The sequence below is a fragment of the Oceanobacillus sp. B139/18 genome, assembly GCF_055524595.1.
The window spans coordinates 1-17,976 of record NZ_JBVFXI010000007.1; the positions used below are offsets into that span (position 1 = coordinate 1).

17 protein-coding genes and 1 tRNA gene are annotated in these 17,976 nt (G+C 40.7%); 1 reads left to right on the top strand and 17 read right to left on the bottom strand.

Translation table 11 applies throughout. The features are described from left to right. Nucleotides 1-317 precede the first annotated feature (317 nt). The 13 genes from lysS to spoIIE form a co-directional block, all read right to left on the bottom strand. Entirely contained in the window at nucleotides 318-1,799 is a 1,482-nt protein-coding gene (gene lysS, locus ACZSMY_RS18045; RefSeq protein WP_193065220.1) for a lysine--tRNA ligase, read from the bottom strand. Nucleotides 1,800-1,916: 117 nt separating this feature from the next. Then, nucleotides 1,917-2,417: a 2-amino-4-hydroxy-6-hydroxymethyldihydropteridine diphosphokinase gene (gene folK / locus ACZSMY_RS18050; protein ID WP_193065219.1), complete on the bottom strand. Its 501-nt coding sequence runs from the start codon at nucleotides 2,415-2,417 to the stop codon at nucleotides 1,917-1,919. Continuing rightward, the gene (folB, locus tag ACZSMY_RS18055) at nucleotides 2,414-2,779 is read right to left on the bottom strand and encodes a dihydroneopterin aldolase (RefSeq protein WP_193065218.1); all 366 of its coding nucleotides are present in this window, start codon (nucleotides 2,777-2,779) and stop codon (nucleotides 2,414-2,416) included. Before folB ends, folK begins: the two co-directional genes overlap by 4 nt. Before the next feature lie 48 nt (nucleotides 2,780-2,827). After that, nucleotides 2,828-3,649, bottom strand: coding sequence for a dihydropteroate synthase (gene folP, locus ACZSMY_RS18060; protein ID WP_465148117.1), 822 nt, complete (start codon nucleotides 3,647-3,649; stop codon nucleotides 2,828-2,830). 147 nt (nucleotides 3,650-3,796) lie between these two features. Beyond that, complete coding sequence (gene cysK, locus ACZSMY_RS18065) at nucleotides 3,797-4,726, bottom strand: cysteine synthase A (RefSeq protein WP_465148118.1); 930 nt, start codon at nucleotides 4,724-4,726, stop codon at nucleotides 3,797-3,799. Nucleotides 4,727-4,916: 190 nt separating this feature from the next. Then, nucleotides 4,917-5,789, bottom strand: coding sequence for an Hsp33 family molecular chaperone HslO (gene hslO / locus ACZSMY_RS18070; RefSeq protein ID WP_042535596.1), 873 nt, complete (start codon nucleotides 5,787-5,789; stop codon nucleotides 4,917-4,919). A gap of 17 nt (nucleotides 5,790-5,806) precedes the next feature. Next, on the bottom strand, nucleotides 5,807-6,577 hold the full coding sequence (locus tag ACZSMY_RS18075; RefSeq protein WP_042528555.1) for a type III pantothenate kinase: 771 nt from the start codon (nucleotides 6,575-6,577) through the stop codon (nucleotides 5,807-5,809). Nucleotides 6,578-6,724: 147 nt separating this feature from the next. Beyond that, nucleotides 6,725-8,779 carry an ATP-dependent zinc metalloprotease FtsH gene (ftsH, locus tag ACZSMY_RS18080; RefSeq protein WP_193065216.1) on the bottom strand — a complete coding sequence of 685 codons (2,055 nt, stop codon included), beginning with the start codon at nucleotides 8,777-8,779 and terminating at the stop codon, nucleotides 6,725-6,727. A 308-nt stretch (nucleotides 8,780-9,087) separates the two neighbouring features. Further along, the gene (gene hpt / locus ACZSMY_RS18085) at nucleotides 9,088-9,642 is read right to left on the bottom strand and encodes a hypoxanthine phosphoribosyltransferase (protein WP_084612793.1); all 555 of its coding nucleotides are present in this window, start codon (nucleotides 9,640-9,642) and stop codon (nucleotides 9,088-9,090) included. A gap of 21 nt (nucleotides 9,643-9,663) precedes the next feature. Next, the gene (gene tilS / locus ACZSMY_RS18090) at nucleotides 9,664-11,046 is read right to left on the bottom strand and encodes a tRNA lysidine(34) synthetase TilS (protein ID WP_465148119.1); all 1,383 of its coding nucleotides are present in this window, start codon (nucleotides 11,044-11,046) and stop codon (nucleotides 9,664-9,666) included. A gap of 159 nt (nucleotides 11,047-11,205) precedes the next feature. Beyond that, nucleotides 11,206-12,147 (bottom strand): serine/threonine protein kinase, encoded by a 942-nt coding sequence (locus ACZSMY_RS18095; RefSeq protein WP_193065214.1) that lies wholly within the window; start codon nucleotides 12,145-12,147, stop codon nucleotides 11,206-11,208. After that, nucleotides 12,110-12,847, bottom strand: a complete 738-nt coding sequence (locus ACZSMY_RS18100) for a hypothetical protein (RefSeq protein WP_465148120.1) — start codon at nucleotides 12,845-12,847, stop codon at nucleotides 12,110-12,112. The genes ACZSMY_RS18095 and ACZSMY_RS18100 overlap by 38 nt, the downstream gene beginning before the upstream one ends. Before the next feature lie 110 nt (nucleotides 12,848-12,957). Continuing rightward, nucleotides 12,958-15,420 (bottom strand): stage II sporulation protein E, encoded by a 2,463-nt coding sequence (gene spoIIE / locus ACZSMY_RS18105; RefSeq protein ID WP_042528561.1) that lies wholly within the window; start codon nucleotides 15,418-15,420, stop codon nucleotides 12,958-12,960. A 454-nt stretch (nucleotides 15,421-15,874) separates the two neighbouring features. On the opposite strand from spoIIE, the gene ACZSMY_RS18110 reads away from it, so the two are divergent. After that, nucleotides 15,875-15,948, top strand: a tRNA-Met gene (locus tag ACZSMY_RS18110). Between the two features lie 179 nt (nucleotides 15,949-16,127). Here ACZSMY_RS18110 and ACZSMY_RS18115 read toward each other — a convergent pair. The 4 genes from ACZSMY_RS18115 to yabP form a co-directional block, all read right to left on the bottom strand. Beyond that, nucleotides 16,128-16,526 (bottom strand): S1 domain-containing RNA-binding protein, encoded by a 399-nt coding sequence (locus ACZSMY_RS18115; protein WP_042528562.1) that lies wholly within the window; start codon nucleotides 16,524-16,526, stop codon nucleotides 16,128-16,130. Between the two features lie 70 nt (nucleotides 16,527-16,596). Continuing rightward, nucleotides 16,597-16,977, bottom strand: coding sequence for an FtsB family cell division protein (locus tag ACZSMY_RS18120; RefSeq protein ID WP_042528563.1), 381 nt, complete (start codon nucleotides 16,975-16,977; stop codon nucleotides 16,597-16,599). Between the two features lie 55 nt (nucleotides 16,978-17,032). Further along, on the bottom strand, nucleotides 17,033-17,623 hold the full coding sequence (gene yabQ / locus ACZSMY_RS18125) for a spore cortex biosynthesis protein YabQ (RefSeq protein WP_042528564.1): 591 nt from the start codon (nucleotides 17,621-17,623) through the stop codon (nucleotides 17,033-17,035). Continuing rightward, nucleotides 17,620-17,922, bottom strand: a complete 303-nt coding sequence (yabP, locus tag ACZSMY_RS18130; RefSeq protein ID WP_042528565.1) for a sporulation protein YabP — start codon at nucleotides 17,920-17,922, stop codon at nucleotides 17,620-17,622. Before yabP ends, yabQ begins: the two co-directional genes overlap by 4 nt. Nucleotides 17,923-17,976: the final 54 nt, after the last annotated feature.

Consider the following 17,976-nt stretch of genomic DNA (forward strand, 5'->3'; position numbering starts at 1 on the left):
CATCTGCAATTCGTTGTCAACAACTTTTTAAAATTTATTTTGTTGTTAATCTGTTGAATCGTTTGTGTGATGCGCATTGCGTTATGCAACGATAATTAATTTATCATGATTCCAAACCGAAAGCAAGTCTTTTTTAAAATAAAATAGTACAAGTTAAATATTTCTATAATTCATTTTATTGAAGCAGTTTTAAAACCCCTTAATAAATCACTATTCTCAAAGGTTTTCCTCTCTTTCACTCCCTTACGTATACATACAAAAGCACCGACAGAAGAGTAACCTTCCAGCGGTGCTTTCAACAATAATATAATGGTTAATTAACGATTTTTCATTTGCGGGAATAACAGTACGTCCCGAATAGAAGGCGAATTTGTTAACAGCATCACCAAACGATCTACTCCAATTCCTAAACCGCCAGTTGGTGGCATACCATATTCTAATGCTTCTAAAAAGTCTTCATCCATATAATGTGCTTCATCATTTCCTTGGTCTCTTTCTTTCACTTGCGCTTCAAAACGTTGGCGCTGGTCAATCGGGTCATTCAGCTCACTAAAGGCATTAGCATGCTCTCTTCCTACAATAAATAACTCGAAACGATCTGTAAAACGCTCATCCTCTTTGTTCTTTTTAGCGAGAGGAGAAATTTCTACAGGATGTCCAAAAATAAATGTAGGTTGAATGAGTGTTTCCTCTACCTTTTGCTCAAAGAATTCATTTACAATATGTCCGAAAGTCATCGCATCTGTAATTTCTACGTTATATTCCTTTGCTAAAGCACGTGCTTCATCATTCGATAAGTGCTGCCAGAAGTCTACACCTGTCTCTTTTTTTATCGCATCTACCATATGCAGTCTTGTCCATTTAGGCTCAAGGTTTACTTCCTCATCGCCATATTGAATCGTCGTTTTTCCATATACTTCTTTTGCAATATGTGCAATTAAGTTTTCCGTAAGATCCATAATATCATGATAATCCGCATATGCTTCATATAGTTCAATCATTGTAAATTCAGGGTTATGTCTTGTGGAAACCCCTTCGTTACGGAATACACGGCCTATCTCATATACTTTTTCTAACCCGCCGACAATAAGGCGTTTTAAATGTAGTTCGATTGCAATACGCATATATAATTCAGCATCCAGCGCATTATGATGCGTAATAAATGGACGCGCAGATGCTCCGCCCGGAATACTGTGCATCATCGGTGTTTCTACTTCTAAATAACCTTGAGCATTTAAATATTCACGCATGGATTGAATAATCTTACTGCGGGCTACGAACGTATCTCTGCTGTCCGGATTAGTGATTAAATCAAGATAACGCTGACGATAGCGCTGTTCAATATCTTTTAAGCCATGATATTTTTCTGGCAGCGGGCGCAGTGATTTGGTTAATAGATGAAATTCTTTCGCTTTAACAGATAATTCTCCAACATTTGTTTTAAACATAACCCCTGTCACACCGACAATATCACCTAAGTCCACTGATTTAAATACATCATATGCCTCTTCGCCAATTGCATCTTTACGAACATATAATTGAATTTGTCCGCTTAAATCCTGAAGATGCGCGAATCCCGCTTTCCCTTTTCCGCGCTTTGTCATTAAACGTCCTGCAATCGTTACTTCATCTGGAATTTCCTCCAGCTCTTCTTTAGAATATTGATCATATTTTTCAACTAGATCGTTTGTTAAATGCGTACGTTCAAATTTTTCACCGAATGGATTCAATCCTTTTTCCATGTATTCTGTGAGTTTGTCACGTCTTACCTGCATATGTTCATTCAATTCTTCTGACACTTCTACCACTCCACTTCTTAATTAATTATGATATCTTCTAACCTTGTCATTAAAACAGTTATTGCTTTATCATCACGGAGAATCACCCGTGAAACTCCCACGGAATGAAGCTTCGTTTTATATTTCTGTCTTCCACAGTCTGACGTCCGCCTTATCCTTCTCTGGAAGTTCTTCTAAATAGGCTTCTACAGTCTTCTTTTGTACAGGTACAACAAAACCCGGAGCGATTTCTGCTAATGGAATTAATACAAAAGCCCGCTCATGCATGCGGGGATGCGGTATAATCAATCTTTCTACTGTACTATTTTCATAATTAAATGTCAAAATGTCAAGGTCAATCGTCCGCGGACCGAATCGGATATCACGTTTTCTGCCGAGTTCTTTTTCAATCTGCTGACAAGCCTCAAGCAGATCCATGGATGATAAATTTGTTTGAAGCGCTAATACCATATTTAAAAAATCTGCCTGGTCCTGGTATCCAACCGGCGCAGTTTCATATATAGAAGATTTTTTTTGGATAGAGATATATTCATTTGTCTCTAATAAGTCTAATGCTTGCGTCAGATGTTCTTCTCTCGGTTCAATATTTGTTCCGAGAGCAATAAATGCTTGATTCATTTCGTTCTCTCCCTATAAATTTCTACAGCTACCGATTCATAGTAGCCCGGAATCGGTGGATCCGGCTTTGTTAGACGGATGGAACATGCCTCCAATTGTTCAAAAGAAGTAAAGAGCTCATCTGCAATTGCTTCTGCCACCGCTTCAATCAAATGAAACCTTTCCCCCTCTACGACATGCTTTATTTTTTCATATGCTTCCCCATAGTGAACGGAGTCCTCCATTGCATCAGACTGTCCCGCCTTCTTTAAAGACAGGTACAGGTCAGCATCCACATAAAAACGCTGCCCCAACGTATTTTCTTCAGGTAACAGCCCGTGATATCCATAAAACTGCATTCGTTTTAGAATAATTTTGTCCATCCTTGTCCATCCTTTCTTTAAACATGCTCTCTCCTCTATTCCTATCCCTTATAGATTCGTATAATAAATCGCATCTGCTACTTTTGCCGCTTCCAGGTTCGCCTTTACATCATGTACACGAACAATACGGGCGCCTTTAGCAATTCCAATTACTGTCGTTGCTGCCGTCCCGATATCTCTTTGATTTGCAGGAACATCTAAAATATCACCAATAAATCTTTTACGGGATGCTGCCAAAAGCAGCGGATAACCAAATATATTCAGCTCTTGCAGTTCTTTAATCATATATTGATTCTGCTCCATTGTTTTTGCAAAGCCGATACCTGGGTCAAGAATAATCTGTTTATCCTCTACACCGGCTTGTTTAGCAATAGAAACACTTGCTTGTAAGTCTGCTTTCACATCCGAAATAAAGTCCCCATAGTCCATATCCGTTCGATTATGCATAAGAATAATGGGCACCTGATAACGGGCAGCAACCGCAGCAATTTCCGGTTCTTTTTTTGCTCCCCAAATATCATTTATCATAGAAGCGCCGGCTTTTACTGCTTGCTCTGCTACAGATGCTTTAAATGTATCCACGGATATAGGTATCTGCAAATCATTTTTTAACGCTTCAATAACCGGGATAATACGCTCTGCTTCTTCTTCCGCACTGACAGGAGTATGGCCCGGCCTGGTGGATTCTCCGCCGATATCAATGATATCTGCTCCATCTTCCTCCATTTTCTTCGCTGCGGCAGCCGCCTTTTCAATATCTGTATATTGTCCCCCGTCCGAGAAGGAATCCGGCGTCACATTTAATATCCCCATTATATGCGTCCGTTTATTTAAATCTAATTGAAACTCTTTTGCCTGCATCACTTGCATTATCCGCCCCTTCTCTGTTAAAAATATATCTATTCTACATCCTACCCTAAGAAGGTAAAGAACAAAAGTGGAAAGCGCTGGTTAAGAAAGATTAACGTAAAAAAGGAACCAGCTTCAATACGGCTGATTCCTTTTACATTCCGAGATTTATTTTTCGTCTTCAAATTGATACAGCGCTGTAGATAGGTAACGCTCTCCGTTATCAGGAAGGACGGCAAGAACCTTCTTCCCTTTTCCTAGGTCTTTTGCTACTTTTAACGCTGCAGCAACCGCTGCTCCAGAAGAAATTCCTCCCAGAATTCCATTTGTAGTAGCAACTTTACGCGCTGTTTCAAAGGATTCTTCATTTCCGATCGGAAGTACCTCATCATAAATTGATGTATCAAGCACTTCTGGTTTGAAGCCTGCGCCAATTCCCTGAATTTTATGAGGTCCAGGATTTCCACCAGAAAGCACTGGAGAATCCTTTGGCTCCACAGCATAAATTTTAATACCGTCAAAATGTTCCCTTAGCACTTTCCCTGCACCAGTAATTGTTCCGCCGGTACCAATACCGGAAATGAAAGCATCTAATCCATCTGACATCTGCTCTACAATTTCTTTACCAGTTGTTTTTGCATGAATTTCCGGGTTAGCTGGATTATTAAATTGCTGCGGCATAAAATAACCGTTTTCTTCTTGTAATTCCTTCGCCTTAGCAATAGCGCCCTTCATTCCTTCCGCTCCTGGAGTTAAAACTAACTTCGCTCCATAAGCCTTCAATAAATTACGGCGTTCCTGACTCATTGTATCCGGCATAACCAGAATTGCCTGGTACCCTTTAGCAGTAGCCACCATTGCCAGACCAATCCCGGTATTTCCGCTGGTTGGTTCAATGATCGTGTCACCTGGTTTTAATTCCCCTGACTTCTCTGCTGCTTCTACCATTGCGGCTGCTATACGGTCTTTTACCGAACTTCCCGGATTCATGAACTCTAATTTAACATATACATCTGCGCTATTCTCATCTGCAATATTATGAAGCTTTACAATGGGTGTTCCTCCGATTAAACCTGCAATATTATTAACGACTGTCATATAACTCCTCCTAATACCAAGTATTTTTATATGATTTATATATAATGTATTTCTTTATTAAGAAAATGTCAATCCTAAATGCGAAAAAAACGCCTATTTTTCTAATCTAAAAGCAATATACGAATTTGTCGTCCGATTTTAGCTGCATCCAAAGCAGCTCGTCATGTTTCCATTTTTATCAATGTACCACCTATGATTGCTTAAGTTCTTCTAGCTCTTCTTCTGTAAAATGGTAGTGTTCATTACAAAAATGGCAGGTTGCTTCTGCTCCGTGATCTTCATCGATCATTAGCTGGATTTCTTCATTACCTAACCCAATGATAGCATTAGCAAGTCTCTCTTTCGAACATTTGCATTGAAATTCAATTGGCATTTTCTCCAATATATTTACATTTTCTTCGTCAAACAAGGTATATAGAATTTCTTCTGGTGTTTTTCCTTCCCGAATCAGCGTAGAAATAGCAGGGAAAGACTGAATACGGTCTTCCAGCCGTTCAATCACCGCTTCATCCGCTCCTGGCATTACTTGTACGATAAAACCGCCTGCCGCTAAAATACTCAAGTCCGGGTTAACCAGAACCCCTGCGCCTACTGCGGATGGAACCTGTTCAGAGGTTGCAAAATAATACGTGAAATCTTCACTTATTTCTCCAGAAACAATCGGTGTTTCACCGGTGAAATAGTCTTTCATCCCTAAATCCTTGATAACGCTCAGATTCCCCTCTGTCCCGACTGCTCTAGCCACATCCAGCTTTCCTTTATCATTTAAATCAAAATCGACATGCGGGTTTGTAACATAGCCGCGGACGTGACCTTTACCATCTCCATCAGCAACAATAGCTCCAGTTGGTCCATTTCCCATTACTTTTACGGTAACGGAGTCGTCCCCTTTTAACATTGCTCCCATCATTGCTGTTACCGTTATGGTACGTCCAAGTGCTGCAGAAGCTGTTGCCCATGTATCCTGTCTCCGGCGAGCTTCCTCCACTGTTTCTGTCGACGTAATAGCATATGCTCGGATCATGCCATCATAGGTTGTCGCTTTAATTAAATAATCCTTCACCATCATCATTCCTCCGTTTATTGATAATACTTTTTATAAATAAGATACAGCCCATTCAACGTGAGATAGGGCTCGACAGCATCTATGGTTTCTGATTCATGTGCAATAAGTTTAGACAAACCACCCGTTGCGATAACCGTTGAGTTTGTCCCTTTTTCTTGTTGTATTCGTTTGACCAGCCCATCAATTTGACCAATGTACCCGTAAAATACACCAGATGTCATTGCCTCAACAGTAGAAGAACCAATCACACGCTGCGGTTTCTGAATCTCAATTTTCGGCAGCTTCGAAGCTCTTGTGTTCAGCGCCTCCATCGAAATATTTACACCCGGGGTAATAATCCCGCCAGCATACCTTGCTTCTTCATCCACATAGCAGTAAGTTGTCGCTGTCCCAAAATCAATGATGATTAGCGGTGCTCCGTATTTTTCAATACCTGCTATAGCATTAACAATCCGGTCCGCCCCAACTTCAGACGGATTTGGATAATTCATCTTAATTAGCTTATCATAAGAAGTTTTCCCGATAACCACAGGTTCTATATCAAAATAATCGCGGCTCATTTTTTCTAACGCAAACATAATAGGCGGTACAACGGAAGAAATAATCACCCCGGTGATTTCCTTAAAATGAACCCCTTTATATTCAAATAAAGAATGGACAAGCATGCCAAATTCATCTTCTGTTTTATACCGGTCGGTTTTTATCCGCCAGTGATGAATTAATTTATCATTATCAAAAACACCCAGAACTGTATTGGTATTCCCTACATCAAGAACAAATAACATCTGTCACCATACCTTCCTTTGTTTCTCTAAAATTTAATATAACATACTTCTTTTCAGGAAAAACCAAAAAAGCATCCGTCCAATGAACAAAAAGAAGCAGCCTTTCTATTCCTTTGGCTGCTTCCTTTCTATATCTTTTCCAATCCTTTAGTTTTTACGATCAGAATCGGAGTCATCTTCCTTATTATCATCCGTGTGATCTGTTTCTTTTTCTTCAGAACCACCGCCCATAATCGGGTCGTTAATATAAGAGTCGGATTTCTTTTCCGCTCTTTCTTTTGCTTCTTCAAAAGAAAGACCTTTTTTATCCTCATCCTCTTTTTCTTCCTTCGAATGGATGCTTACCTTCACATCATCTGAATCCTCTTCCGGTTCAGGAAGCGTTCCATTTTCAAAAAGAGACTTGATTTGTTTCGCATCGAGTGTTTCTACTTCTAATAATGTTTTTGCAAGCAATTCTAATTGCTCTCTATGCTCTGTAAGAATACGTTTTGCACGGTCATAACAGTAATTAATGAAATTTTGCATTTCCTTATCGATATCCTGTGCAATCGCATCCGAATAGGTCTGTTCATTTTGAATGTCTCGGCCAAGGAATACATTCCCGCCACCGCCGCTGCTGAATTGAAGCGGACCAATCTTATCACTCATACCGAATTCGGTTATCATCTTATGCGCAATACCTGTTGCACGCTGGAAGTCATTCGAAGCACCTGTACTCACTTCGCCAAAAATGATTTCTTCTGCAACACGTCCGCCCAGTAAACCGGTGATTTTATCAAACAGCTCTGGTTTTGTCATGAAGTAACGGTCTTCCCTTGGAAGCATCACCGCATAACCGCCGGCTTGGCCACGAGGAACGATGGTAACTTTGTGAACCACATCTGCATCATCAAGAACCATCCCGATAACGGTATGACCACTCTCATGATAAGCAACGATATTTCTTTCTTTTTCAGAAATAACTCTGCTTTTCTTCGCAGGTCCCGCAATCACACGGTCAATGGCTTCATCGATATCCAGCTGACTGATTTTCTTACGGTCAGCTCTTGCTGCAATTAATGCTGCTTCATTGAGTAAGTTCTCTAAATCCGCACCTGAAAAGCCTGGTGTACGCATAGCAATCGTTTTTAAATCTACTGTATCTTCCAACGGTTTATTTTGAGCGTGAACACCAAGAACCGCTTCACGGCCTTTGACATCTGGACGATCTACCATAATCTGCCTGTCAAAACGTCCTGGACGCAATAGGGCCGGGTCAAGAATATCAGCACGGTTTGTTGCAGCGATCATGATAATACCTTCATTCGCTCCAAATCCATCCATTTCCACCAATAGCTGGTTTAATGTTTGCTCACGTTCATCATGTCCACCGCCAAGACCCGCTCCACGCTGACGGCCGACTGCATCAATCTCATCAATAAAGATGATACATGGCGAATTTTTCTTCGCATTTTCAAATAAGTCACGGACACGGGACGCACCGACACCAACGAACATCTCTACGAAATCAGAACCACTGATAGAGAAAAATGGTGTTCCCGCTTCACCAGCAACTGCTTTTGCTAATAAAGTTTTACCAGTACCTGGAGGTCCGACAAGAAGTACACCTTTTGGAATACGTGCGCCTACTTGTGAGAATTTGCGCGGATCTTTTAAGAATTCCACAACCTCGACAAGCTCTTGTTTCTCTTCATCGGCACCAGCGACATCTTTAAAGCGGACTTTTTTCTTATCTTCAGAGTACATTTTTGCCTTACTCTTACCGAAGTTCATCACACGGCCGCCGCCACCGCCGCCTTGCGCCTGGCTAAGAATGAATAGTAAGAATAGACCAATCAATAAGAATGGAATAATTCCAGTTAAGAATGTGAGCCAAGGACTAGGCTGCTCTTCCTCTTCCACCGTTAATTCACTTTGCTCGCTTGCACTATTTGTAATTTGTGAAACAAGTGCTTCATTATCCGGTACCTGAGCAACAAATTCTGTCTCATCGTCCATTAATGTACCCGTCAAACGGATGATACCATGTGACGGCTGAAAGGTCAGTTCTTTAATCTCACCATTATTTAAAGCATTCATAAATTGCTGTACATCATACTGCTCCTGATCTTCACTTGGATTGTTAAATACTCCGATTACACCAATAATGATTATAAATAAGAGCATCCATACGAAGACCTTACGAAATATCTGATTCATTGCTTACCTCCTCCCAAATGGGGAAAAACTATAGTAAATCGTATCATAGTAAAATCGCTTTATACAAATAATTTAACCATTTTTGACGAATTATTTTTTTGGAATGTTTAAGAAATCCGATAAATATAATCATACGCTTGGAACATCCGCATGTATGAAAGAAATTATTGCAAAAACCCGGATGATATCGTCCAAGATGATTTTTCAAATACATGCATTGCCCGCAAAGTAAAAAATCTATTTTATGCGGGCTTTCTTTTACAGCCTGTCCCTTCCCAAGCGCGGCTTCTTCCTTTTCATTTTCTCCATCAGCCGCCATAAATTTCTGGCTTAAGAACACCGATATACGAAAGGTTTCGATATTTTTCTGCATAATCTAAACCGTAGCCGACAACAAATTCATCCGGAACTTCAAAACCAATTAAATCTGCTTTAATATCTGCTGTTCTTCCAGCCGGTTTATCAAGAAGTGTCACGATCTTAATGGAATTTGCTTTACGATATTTAAACAGGTCTACTAAGTAGTTCAATGTCAGTCCGCTGTCAATAATGTCCTCAACAATAATTAAATCGCGGCCCTCTACTTTTGTATTCAAGTCCTTCAGGATTTTTACTTCTCCTGTGGAGGATGTGCCGCCGTCATAGCTGGATACATCCATAAAATCCATTTCTAAATGGATTTCTGTATGCCGAAGAATATCTGACATAAACGGCAATGCACCTTTTAACACGCCAATAGCCAAGGGAAATTTGCCCTCGTATTCTTCTGTTAATATTGCACCGAGCTCCTTGCATTTTTTTTGAATTTCTTCCTCGCTTACCAAGATTTTTTCAATCTCATTATGAATTGTTTCCTGCGCCATTTTTTCTCCTCCTAATCAGCGTCATGAGCTAATTTTCAGTTTTATATTCATTCCTTTACCATTTTGTGCAGTCTCCGCTTTTTTTAGACCGACGACCCACAGGATCTCCTCTTTATCATCCACTATTATCGGCCAATTATCCCGCAGATTTTGGGGTATCTTCGCATCTATAAAAATATCCTTCAGCTTTTTTGAACCATTTAGTCCCCTTACAGACATACGATCTCCCGCTCTTCTTACTCGGATATGTAGTGGTAATGAAATCGAATCTAGCGGAAAAACAAAGGTTGCTTCATCCTCTGCCGGGGCTTCTTTGATGATGGCAGCCTCAATCTTTGTGCCATCAGACAGCACCGTTTCACCTGGAACTGGCAATAAAGAGGGTTGAGCTGACTTTACGGATGATTGATGACCAAATTGCAGATAAATCTTCCCATATATATTTGTCACACGGAGCCTTAACGGAAAATCAATACTTGTACTTCCATTTCGGCGTCTCAACAGGTCAAAAAAGTTTATTTCGTGGATATAAGATAGGTCTTTAGGCAAGGTTCCATATAGATAGTTTAATATTAGATGAAAGGCCCGTCTTTGTAAAGCCTGAGGAAGCTCTGAAAACGCTTCTGCTGCAAAACAAATTTCCCTTGTATCTTCCCGAAATTCCGCCACTTTTTCTACCATTTCCTTCGCCTGCTCCTGCAAGTATTGTTCGTCCTGGACTAACGTTTCGCTGAGCGTCTGAATGGTGTCTGCGATACGCGGATTTTTCTCCTTCAGCAGCGGGACGACGTTTTTCCGGTAATAATTTCTCGTATACGTATCATCCGCGTTCGTTTTATCGACCTGATAGCTCAATTGATACTTTTCCAAATAAGCCAGGATGTTATTCTTTGTCACCCCTAATAAAGGACGGATAATTTCACCGCCGGCAAAATCACGCCGCACGGGAATCCCTTTTAAAGCATTTGAGGTCGCCATTCTTACCATTCGCATAACCATCGTTTCAATTTGATCATCGGCGTGATGTCCAAGAGCAAGCAGATCAGCTTTTTTCTCATGCATCAGATCCAAGTAAACATTATAGCGTAATTCACGTGCAGCAACCTCTTCACTGACACCCTTTTCCTTTTGATATTGTCTGACGTCCACCATTCTTTCCACGCAGGGTATTCCCCATTCCTGACAAGTATCTTTCACAAATTGACAATCGTCGACAGAATCTCCGTTACGCAGCTGATGATCTATGGTCACTGCTATAAGGCTTAATTCCCATTTGGATGAAATGTTGTTCAAGAAATGTAATAGCGCAATCGAATCCGGTCCTCCTGAAACGCCGACAAGAACCGTTGCATGCTTTTGAATTAGGCGGTGCCTTCTGATAAATGCACACACTTCCTGCTCCATCTCATTCCTCCTCCATCCATCGGTTCTGGCTCCCTATACGGTTAGGATAAAATTAGAAAAAAACCGTATTTTAACTATACTTCTATCATACTCCTTTTTGAGGAACGGTTCAAAAGAGAGGATGCAAAAAAGCATATTTTCAGTCGATCTTTTTTCAGTTTAAGGCAATAACAAAGAAATAATCCAAAAAACAGAGGCTGCCAGAGAAATACTAAAGGATTCTTTCACAGGATATACTTTTTTTTGCTGTGTTTTTTTTCGATATTGGCTGCGCTTGTGCTGTACCTGTTTTATCTTGCCCATTACATCTTTTTTCATTTCTGTTGCGGTAGAATACTTTCCTTTTAGTGCCTTCTTTAAAAATGGATGCAGGAGCTGCAGGTCGTTGGCCCGATACAACTTTTTCTCAAGCAGCTTTTCAGAGGATTCCCCCGCTATCCGGTCAAAGCGTCTCGGATAATAGATATGGAGAAACACCATCGCAACCGCAAATAAATCATAGCTTGGCTCTGCCTTGCGCGTTCCAAGCCCCCAATAGCCGCGATCAAAAAACTCTGTATATTCTTTAATAGAACGCCCCATCCTTGTTGTGCCGCCTACATCAACCAGTCTGATTCTTGGCGGATTCGATTCCACAAGAATATTATCTGTTTTTAAATCGCCAAAGGTCCAGCCTGCCTGATGAAGCTGGTCTAAATCCTCTAACAGCTGAACCATCAATACGCCCAGCCACTTCTTGCCTCTCGCCTGAATAAACGCACCTAATGTCTGCCCCTCCATATACTCCATCACATAAAAGGAATACACCCTGCCGCCTGGTGCTCTCCAATCATCGACATCCAATAAAGAAGGTCCAAGGCGATATCCTTGAACCTTTTTCAATGCTTTGAGCACATTGACTTCTACCGTTACAGCCGTATCCTGTTCGCTTATTTTCAAAGCAACCGGCCGTCCATGATGCATGCAGAGATACACAGCTCCAATTGCACCTTCGCCAATTTTTCTCACAACGGTATAGGATTTTTGATGCCACTTCCCTGTTATCTTTTGCTGAGAATGTAACCTAATAGCCGGTTTCTTCCATGTCGAATGGTTCTTCATCCGAATTCCTCCGTAGCTGCTTTTTGCTAAATTGGTACATTGCTGCTCGTAATGCCGGCCCGGTCGGGGTGATTCCTCCGCTTGTTAATTTCGGAAAAACCTTGGAAATCCCATCCAGCCTCGGCGACCAATCAAGCACAAGCTCAATATCGTTCCGTCTGCCCGGAAACCGGTAAATACAAAAGCGGTTTTTTCCAACTCGTGCATTCAAGCTCATAGATAAGTCAAACAACGCCTCCTTGACTGTTTCTAATTTATCACGCATGCTCGCACTGCTGTCGACTAGCACCACCACCTCTAAATCGCTGGTTTCTCCTAAGTCCTCTACCACTTCCATGATTTCACCGCGTTTTTCCGGATCCAGCTCTTCCATCGACTGGTCTTTTCCTAAAATGCTGCGCAATTCTTTATTGACAAATCCCTGCAATGTTTGTGTCATTGCCTGTCTGGTTACCATTTGCACCGTTTGAGATAAACGTTCACTATAGACAATTTGACTGACGCCGCCGCCAGATACAGCGATATCCTCCACTTCCTGAATACCCTCTGGCTGTTCCGTCTGATCATCGTCTAATATACCAATGACATTCACTGTGATTCCCTGTTGGTTTGCTAAACCGGCTACCGTTGCAGGGCTTTCGCCTTTATTGGAGCAGCCATCGGTTAATAGCAAAATTTGTTTTAATGTTCCTGCGTTCATTTCATGTATACCTCCTCATCTTCCATTACCATCATCACCAAATAATGCCTTCTGTATACGTATATTTGGCAGATTGGCTTGAGAGAAAGAAGCATACAGCTGAGCGTGCTCTACATCGAGAGCAGCTTCTCTTGCCGGACTGGAACATTAGCCCATTTCGGTGTATTTTTCTTTACTTTAGCAACCAATACGGTCATGTCATCATGAATATCCCCCGATCTGGTTCGAATCACCTCTTCTAATAATAAATCAGCAATTTCCTGCGGATCCTCCGTATCCATCTCTTTGATTTTCCGTTTAATCCAAATATCAATGTTTTCCACGTCTTTCGGGCCGTCAAAAATGCCGTCACTCATCATGATTAATAAATCATTCGGCTTTAGCTGCTCACTGACAATATCTACATCAAATTCCTGAATAATCCCCATCGGCAAATTGCTGGCCTCAATTTTTATCATGGAATTCCCTCTGCGGACAAAGCTTGGAGTCGAACCAATTTTTAAAAATTCAGCAGATGCATTATGCAGATCCACCACTGCTAAATCAAGCGTTGCAAACATCTCATCCGTAGTACGCAAAGCAAGAATCGAATTAATTGTTTTGATTGCTACCTTTTCCCGTATCCCAGTCTGCAAAATTTGCTGCAGTAAACGTAATGTCTCTGTACTTTCTTCCTTTGCACGCTTTCCATTCCCCATCCCATCGCTGATAGCCATTGCAAATTTCCCTGCGCCCAGCTCAATGGTCGTAAAGCTGTCACCAGATACAAGCCCCCCTCCTTTTGCTGCATTGGCCGCCCCTGTCTCCACCTCAAAATCCCTTGCTGATCCAAAGACGAAGTGGCTGTATCCATAAGGGAAAGAAGAAATGTCCTCATTCCTTACCACAATCATCTCATCGAGCAGCTCCGAAAGAACCGGAGCAATTAATTTTTCCCCTTCCCCATGATATTCGTAGAAACTTGTCGTTAGTTCAATATCTACATTTCCCTTCTCTAAGTGATAAATATCTAAACGGACTAATTCGATTCCCATCTGTTTCAAAGCTTGAATAATTTGCGATTCCTGCAGTTCATGATGCTGCCGTTCCTTTAATATTTCTTTAGCAAAATCATTCATTACATCAGAAACGCCCTGAAGCTGGTCAGAAACTAAGCGCTTACTTTCTGTCACCTGCTGTCTCAGCTGTTGGTTCGCCTCATAGAAGCTCATTTCTGACTGCATTGCCTCCTTGACCTGGCGCGATCGCACACAATGATTCTCAAATTCCTTCACGACATTTCGGTGGGGCTCCTGCCCGGCGGTAATATTCTGCTTCATCGTCTCCATCAGCGAATAGGTTTTATCAAATTCCTTCTGCCAGCATTTATTCTTTAAAAAGCAGTCCTGACATGTTTTTTCCGTTACCTGGCTTAAAAAGTAATCGGTATCTCGCTTCTCGTCCCTTTTTTCATCACTTAATGTCCTGTCTGTCACGGCAAAGCTTTTGGATAACGCCTGAAAGACATCGGAAAATTGTTCCACGCGTTTGGCAGTAACATTTCGGACCTTTTGCGAGTACTGCTCCTGTTCATTTGTATATGCTTCTGTTCCCGGAATATAACGGGCAATTTGCTCCAGCCAGGATGCCGGTGTCATCAAAAATAGCAGCACAGCCATAAGTGATTCCGTTAACGACGGCAATAAAGCAACACTCTCCCCATAAACACCGATGAGTCCTGTCCCAATCAAAAGCCCCACCGCTGTTCCCGGTTTCCTTCCTTCCTTCAGCAGTCCTCCAAGCACACCTGAAAATGCAAGCAGACTCATTTGATAGAGGTTAACCACATTGGCTAATGACAAGATCATTCCTGCCACCACGCCCACCGTAGAACCAATAGCAGCACCTCCAATAAAGGCAAACACCAAAACAAAATACCTTGAAAAAACATGCTCTAAGGATGCGCCGTACACCTCCCAGCCGATAAACCCTGTTAATACCGAGGCAATCAGAATAATCAAGCAGACAATTTCTTCACTTTTTAAGGTGGGTTTATATCGTTTTGGTGATAATAACGGAATACTTTGCATAAATATAAGTACAAGGATTGCCCCAAGGACTCCTTCAACGGCCAGCATCATCCATTCAAAGGATGATATGGTGCCCTGGAGAGAATATAAAAACATTCTCGGCAGACTGGTTGCAAAAAAGACAGTAATGGGCAGCATCCACTGTTGATGCTTTAAAGATTTTGTTGCTGCCGAGATAAAGATAAATAAAATAAAAGCAATAAAAATATAAGCTACATGCTGCATCGAGTAAGTCAGCGCCCCTAATATAACAGCTATCATCGACCGGAAGGATTTTTCCCGATGGACAAGCCACATGCTCGCAATGAAGGCCACAGCAAATGGAGATACTGTCTGCAGGATGACAGCTCGTCCTAATAAAAAGCCTGTAATATAGAATAACCAGCCCTGTGCGATCAATATATGGTTGACCTTCGCAGTAATCTGTTCTCTCCATTTTCTCTTTTTACTTGCTTTCTCGATTGTAATGCTTCCCGATTCCACCCTTGGAATTGAACCTATCATTTTATCCACTCCCATCTTTCCAACTAGTAAAACATAGGTTGCTTTCTTTTTTTGTCAAAAAAACATGGCAGTTTATAAAAATCGTTCGACGTAATCTTGGGAAGTTACCATCGTTTTACAAAAAGGGTGTACCTTAGGATATTCATCCAGTTTCATTAAAAAAGCAGAGGATACGTTGATTTGCAAATCATATACGGGATTTTACTTCATTTTAAACCTCCGCATTTTTTTAAACATCGCTACATCATTTGTAGAAAAAGTGAGGGGAAATGCGGTTCTTTTTTATAACCTCGACAAGATAACCGAACTTTTCGAAATTAAGGAAGTAAACGCGGATTTTTTAGTTCGCAGGAATCATATCCGGAAGAATTTTAAAATAAGCTTCAAAAAATTATAGAGAAACTATTGACAGTTTATGCTGTCTGTTGTATGATTTTTCTTGTTGATTTCACTTGGCGGCGTAGCTCAGCTGGCGAGAGCGTACGGTTCATACCCGTGAGGTCGTGGGTTCGATCCCCTCCGCCGCTATCCTAAATAATAAAAAAACTCATTTCTTTAAATAAAGAGATGAGTTTTTTTGTGTAAACGAAATAAATTGATTTCATCATTCCAGGAGGAGAAATCCTCGCTACATGTAAAAAAAAAGCAGGAACCAGCGTCCCTGCTTTTTTATTTATCCATAGAGCATTATTAATAGACAGCAACTACTATCCTCTTCTCGCACCCCGTCCTCCGCGCTTGGATTCTGTGTGCTTCTTCAAAGAGGCTAAACGATCCTCGGAATCCTTCAGGAAACGATTCATTTTGGACTCGAAGTTCTCTGTGCGTTCTTTTTGACTCTTTTGACTTTTTGGACGTGCTTGTTGCGGGCGATCTTTCGCCTTTCTGATGGACAGGCCGATTTTGCCATCCTTTTCGACATTAATGACTTTAACTGTTACTTCGTCTCCAACTGTTAAATGCTCATTAATATCTTTAACATAGTTGTCAGCAACCTCACTAATATGAACGAGACCTGTTTTACCCTCTTCTAACTCCACAAAAGCTCCAAAATTAGTGATTCCGGTTACCTTTCCTTGCAGCTTGCTGCCTACTTCAATTGACATAAAAGAAATGCTCCTCCTTAAAAGATTAAATGTTCTTCAATATATAGTATATTAATCAAAATAAAAAGTGTCAATATGACGGGTCTTCATCCGGTAATTTAAATATAAGTTCTCCTTCATTTGAGAAGAAATAATTAGTTCTGGCAATCTCAAGAACATATTCTTCATCCTGCAGGAGTTCGATTTCATGATTTAAATCTGATTCTTGCTGCTCTAAATCTGCAAGCTGCTGTTCTAACTGTTCGTATTCTTCCATTTTGTCTGCCTTTGTTGCCCGCTGATTAAAATGATAGATGGACATACTTCCTACGATAACCGCTACAACTAATGCATACAGTACCAACCGTCTGGTAAGACGCTGTTTTTTTCTATTCTGCCGCTCTATGTACGCATCGTACTGGTGCACGGATTTAGATTGAAGCTTTGTTACTTTCTTCTTTCTTTCCTCCACAGCTTTACCTCCTTCGATAAGACTGAATCCATTTTGGGATGCTTAAAAAATCCACTTAATCATATTTTTTAAACACGTATTTATAAACTATATTCTTCATTTTACTATAAAATCCTGCTATTTGCAGAAAGAAATTTTGAATAGATTGTGGACAAAGGCGAAAAAGCCCTTTCCCTATCCACCGGAAAGGAGTAAATAAAAATAGACACAGCCATGTTATTATTTTGAAAACTCCCATCAGAATTGCCTTTATCATACGATAGAACGTCAAGAATATCCACTGCAAAGGAGAAATAAGCAAGAAATTTATTATTTTTTCTATACCCCGATAAATTGCTTTAAAAACACGAATCATATGCTCTAATAATTTTTTATACAGCTGCTTCGCCAAGGCCTGGTAAATAGAAAAACCAAAGAGACACGCTAACACAATATAAATCCTGAGCTCTCCTTGGTTGACACGATATAATATATAAAATAAAATGCCGGCCTGGGTCATCCAAAATAATATTTCTAAAAAATAAGTTAAAAATAATCGTCCCTTCCAATAAATCGTGAAGCGCCGGAAGGTTTCCTGGACAACACCTAGATAAAACCCACTTATAATCATCGTGATAAGTGTTAAAAATTGCGTAGATAACGTCATCGGAATATCTTGCTAAAGAACCCTTTAGCTTTCTCCTGCTGCTGATCATCTACATAGGAAAGCTCGTATATTTTTCCTTTAATGGTGACAATACCTTCTGTCACATCTAAATTCTTCAATTGCAGATTCTGTCCGCGGATAATCAAGTATCCCATCACCGTTTCTAAAAGGAATGCTTCATTATCAAAGCTGTCCACTTCTTTGACGCCCGTAATTTCAAGGTTTTTTCGTTTGTCTATTTTTACGGTATGCTCTAGTTCAACATGATTTCTTACATCTTTATTCTCATAATAATTCATATAAAAACCCTCCCTATCGTTAATAATTTATGATGGGAGGGACAAGTATAGAAC

Bases quoted from the DNA above. Each gene is read 5' to 3' on its own strand.
- ACZSMY_RS18075 (WP_042528555.1), bottom strand. From the start codon at position 6,577: ATGTTATTTGTTCTTGATGTAGGGAATACCAATACAGTTCTGGGTGTT.
- tilS (WP_465148119.1), bottom strand. From the start codon at position 11,046: ATGGAGCAGGAAGTGTGTGCATTTATCAGAAGGCACCGCCTAATTCAA.
- yabP (WP_042528565.1), bottom strand. From the start codon at position 17,922: ATGAATTATTATGAGAATAAAGATGTAAGAAATCATGTTGAACTAGAG.
- spoIIE (WP_042528561.1), bottom strand. From the start codon at position 15,420: ATGATAGGTTCAATTCCAAGGGTGGAATCGGGAAGCATTACAATCGAG.
- ACZSMY_RS18115 (WP_042528562.1), bottom strand. From the start codon at position 16,526: ATGTCAATTGAAGTAGGCAGCAAGCTGCAAGGAAAGGTAACCGGAATC.
- ACZSMY_RS18100 (WP_465148120.1), bottom strand. From the start codon at position 12,847: ATGAACGCAGGAACATTAAAACAAATTTTGCTATTAACCGATGGCTGC.
- cysK (WP_465148118.1), bottom strand. From the start codon at position 4,726: ATGACAGTCGTTAATAATATTGCAGGTTTAATCGGAGGAACACCCATT.
- ACZSMY_RS18095 (WP_193065214.1), bottom strand. From the start codon at position 12,147: ATGAAGAACCATTCGACATGGAAGAAACCGGCTATTAGGTTACATTCT.
- folK (WP_193065219.1), bottom strand. From the start codon at position 2,417: ATGAATCAAGCATTTATTGCTCTCGGAACAAATATTGAACCGAGAGAA.
- folP (WP_465148117.1), bottom strand. From the start codon at position 3,649: ATGCAAGTGATGCAGGCAAAAGAGTTTCAATTAGATTTAAATAAACGG.
- ftsH (WP_193065216.1), bottom strand. From the start codon at position 8,779: ATGAATCAGATATTTCGTAAGGTCTTCGTATGGATGCTCTTATTTATA.
- hpt (WP_084612793.1), bottom strand. From the start codon at position 9,642: ATGGCGCAGGAAACAATTCATAATGAGATTGAAAAAATCTTGGTAAGC.
- folB (WP_193065218.1), bottom strand. From the start codon at position 2,779: ATGGACAAAATTATTCTAAAACGAATGCAGTTTTATGGATATCACGGG.
- yabQ (WP_042528564.1), bottom strand. From the start codon at position 17,623: ATGACGTTATCTACGCAATTTTTAACACTTATCACGATGATTATAAGT.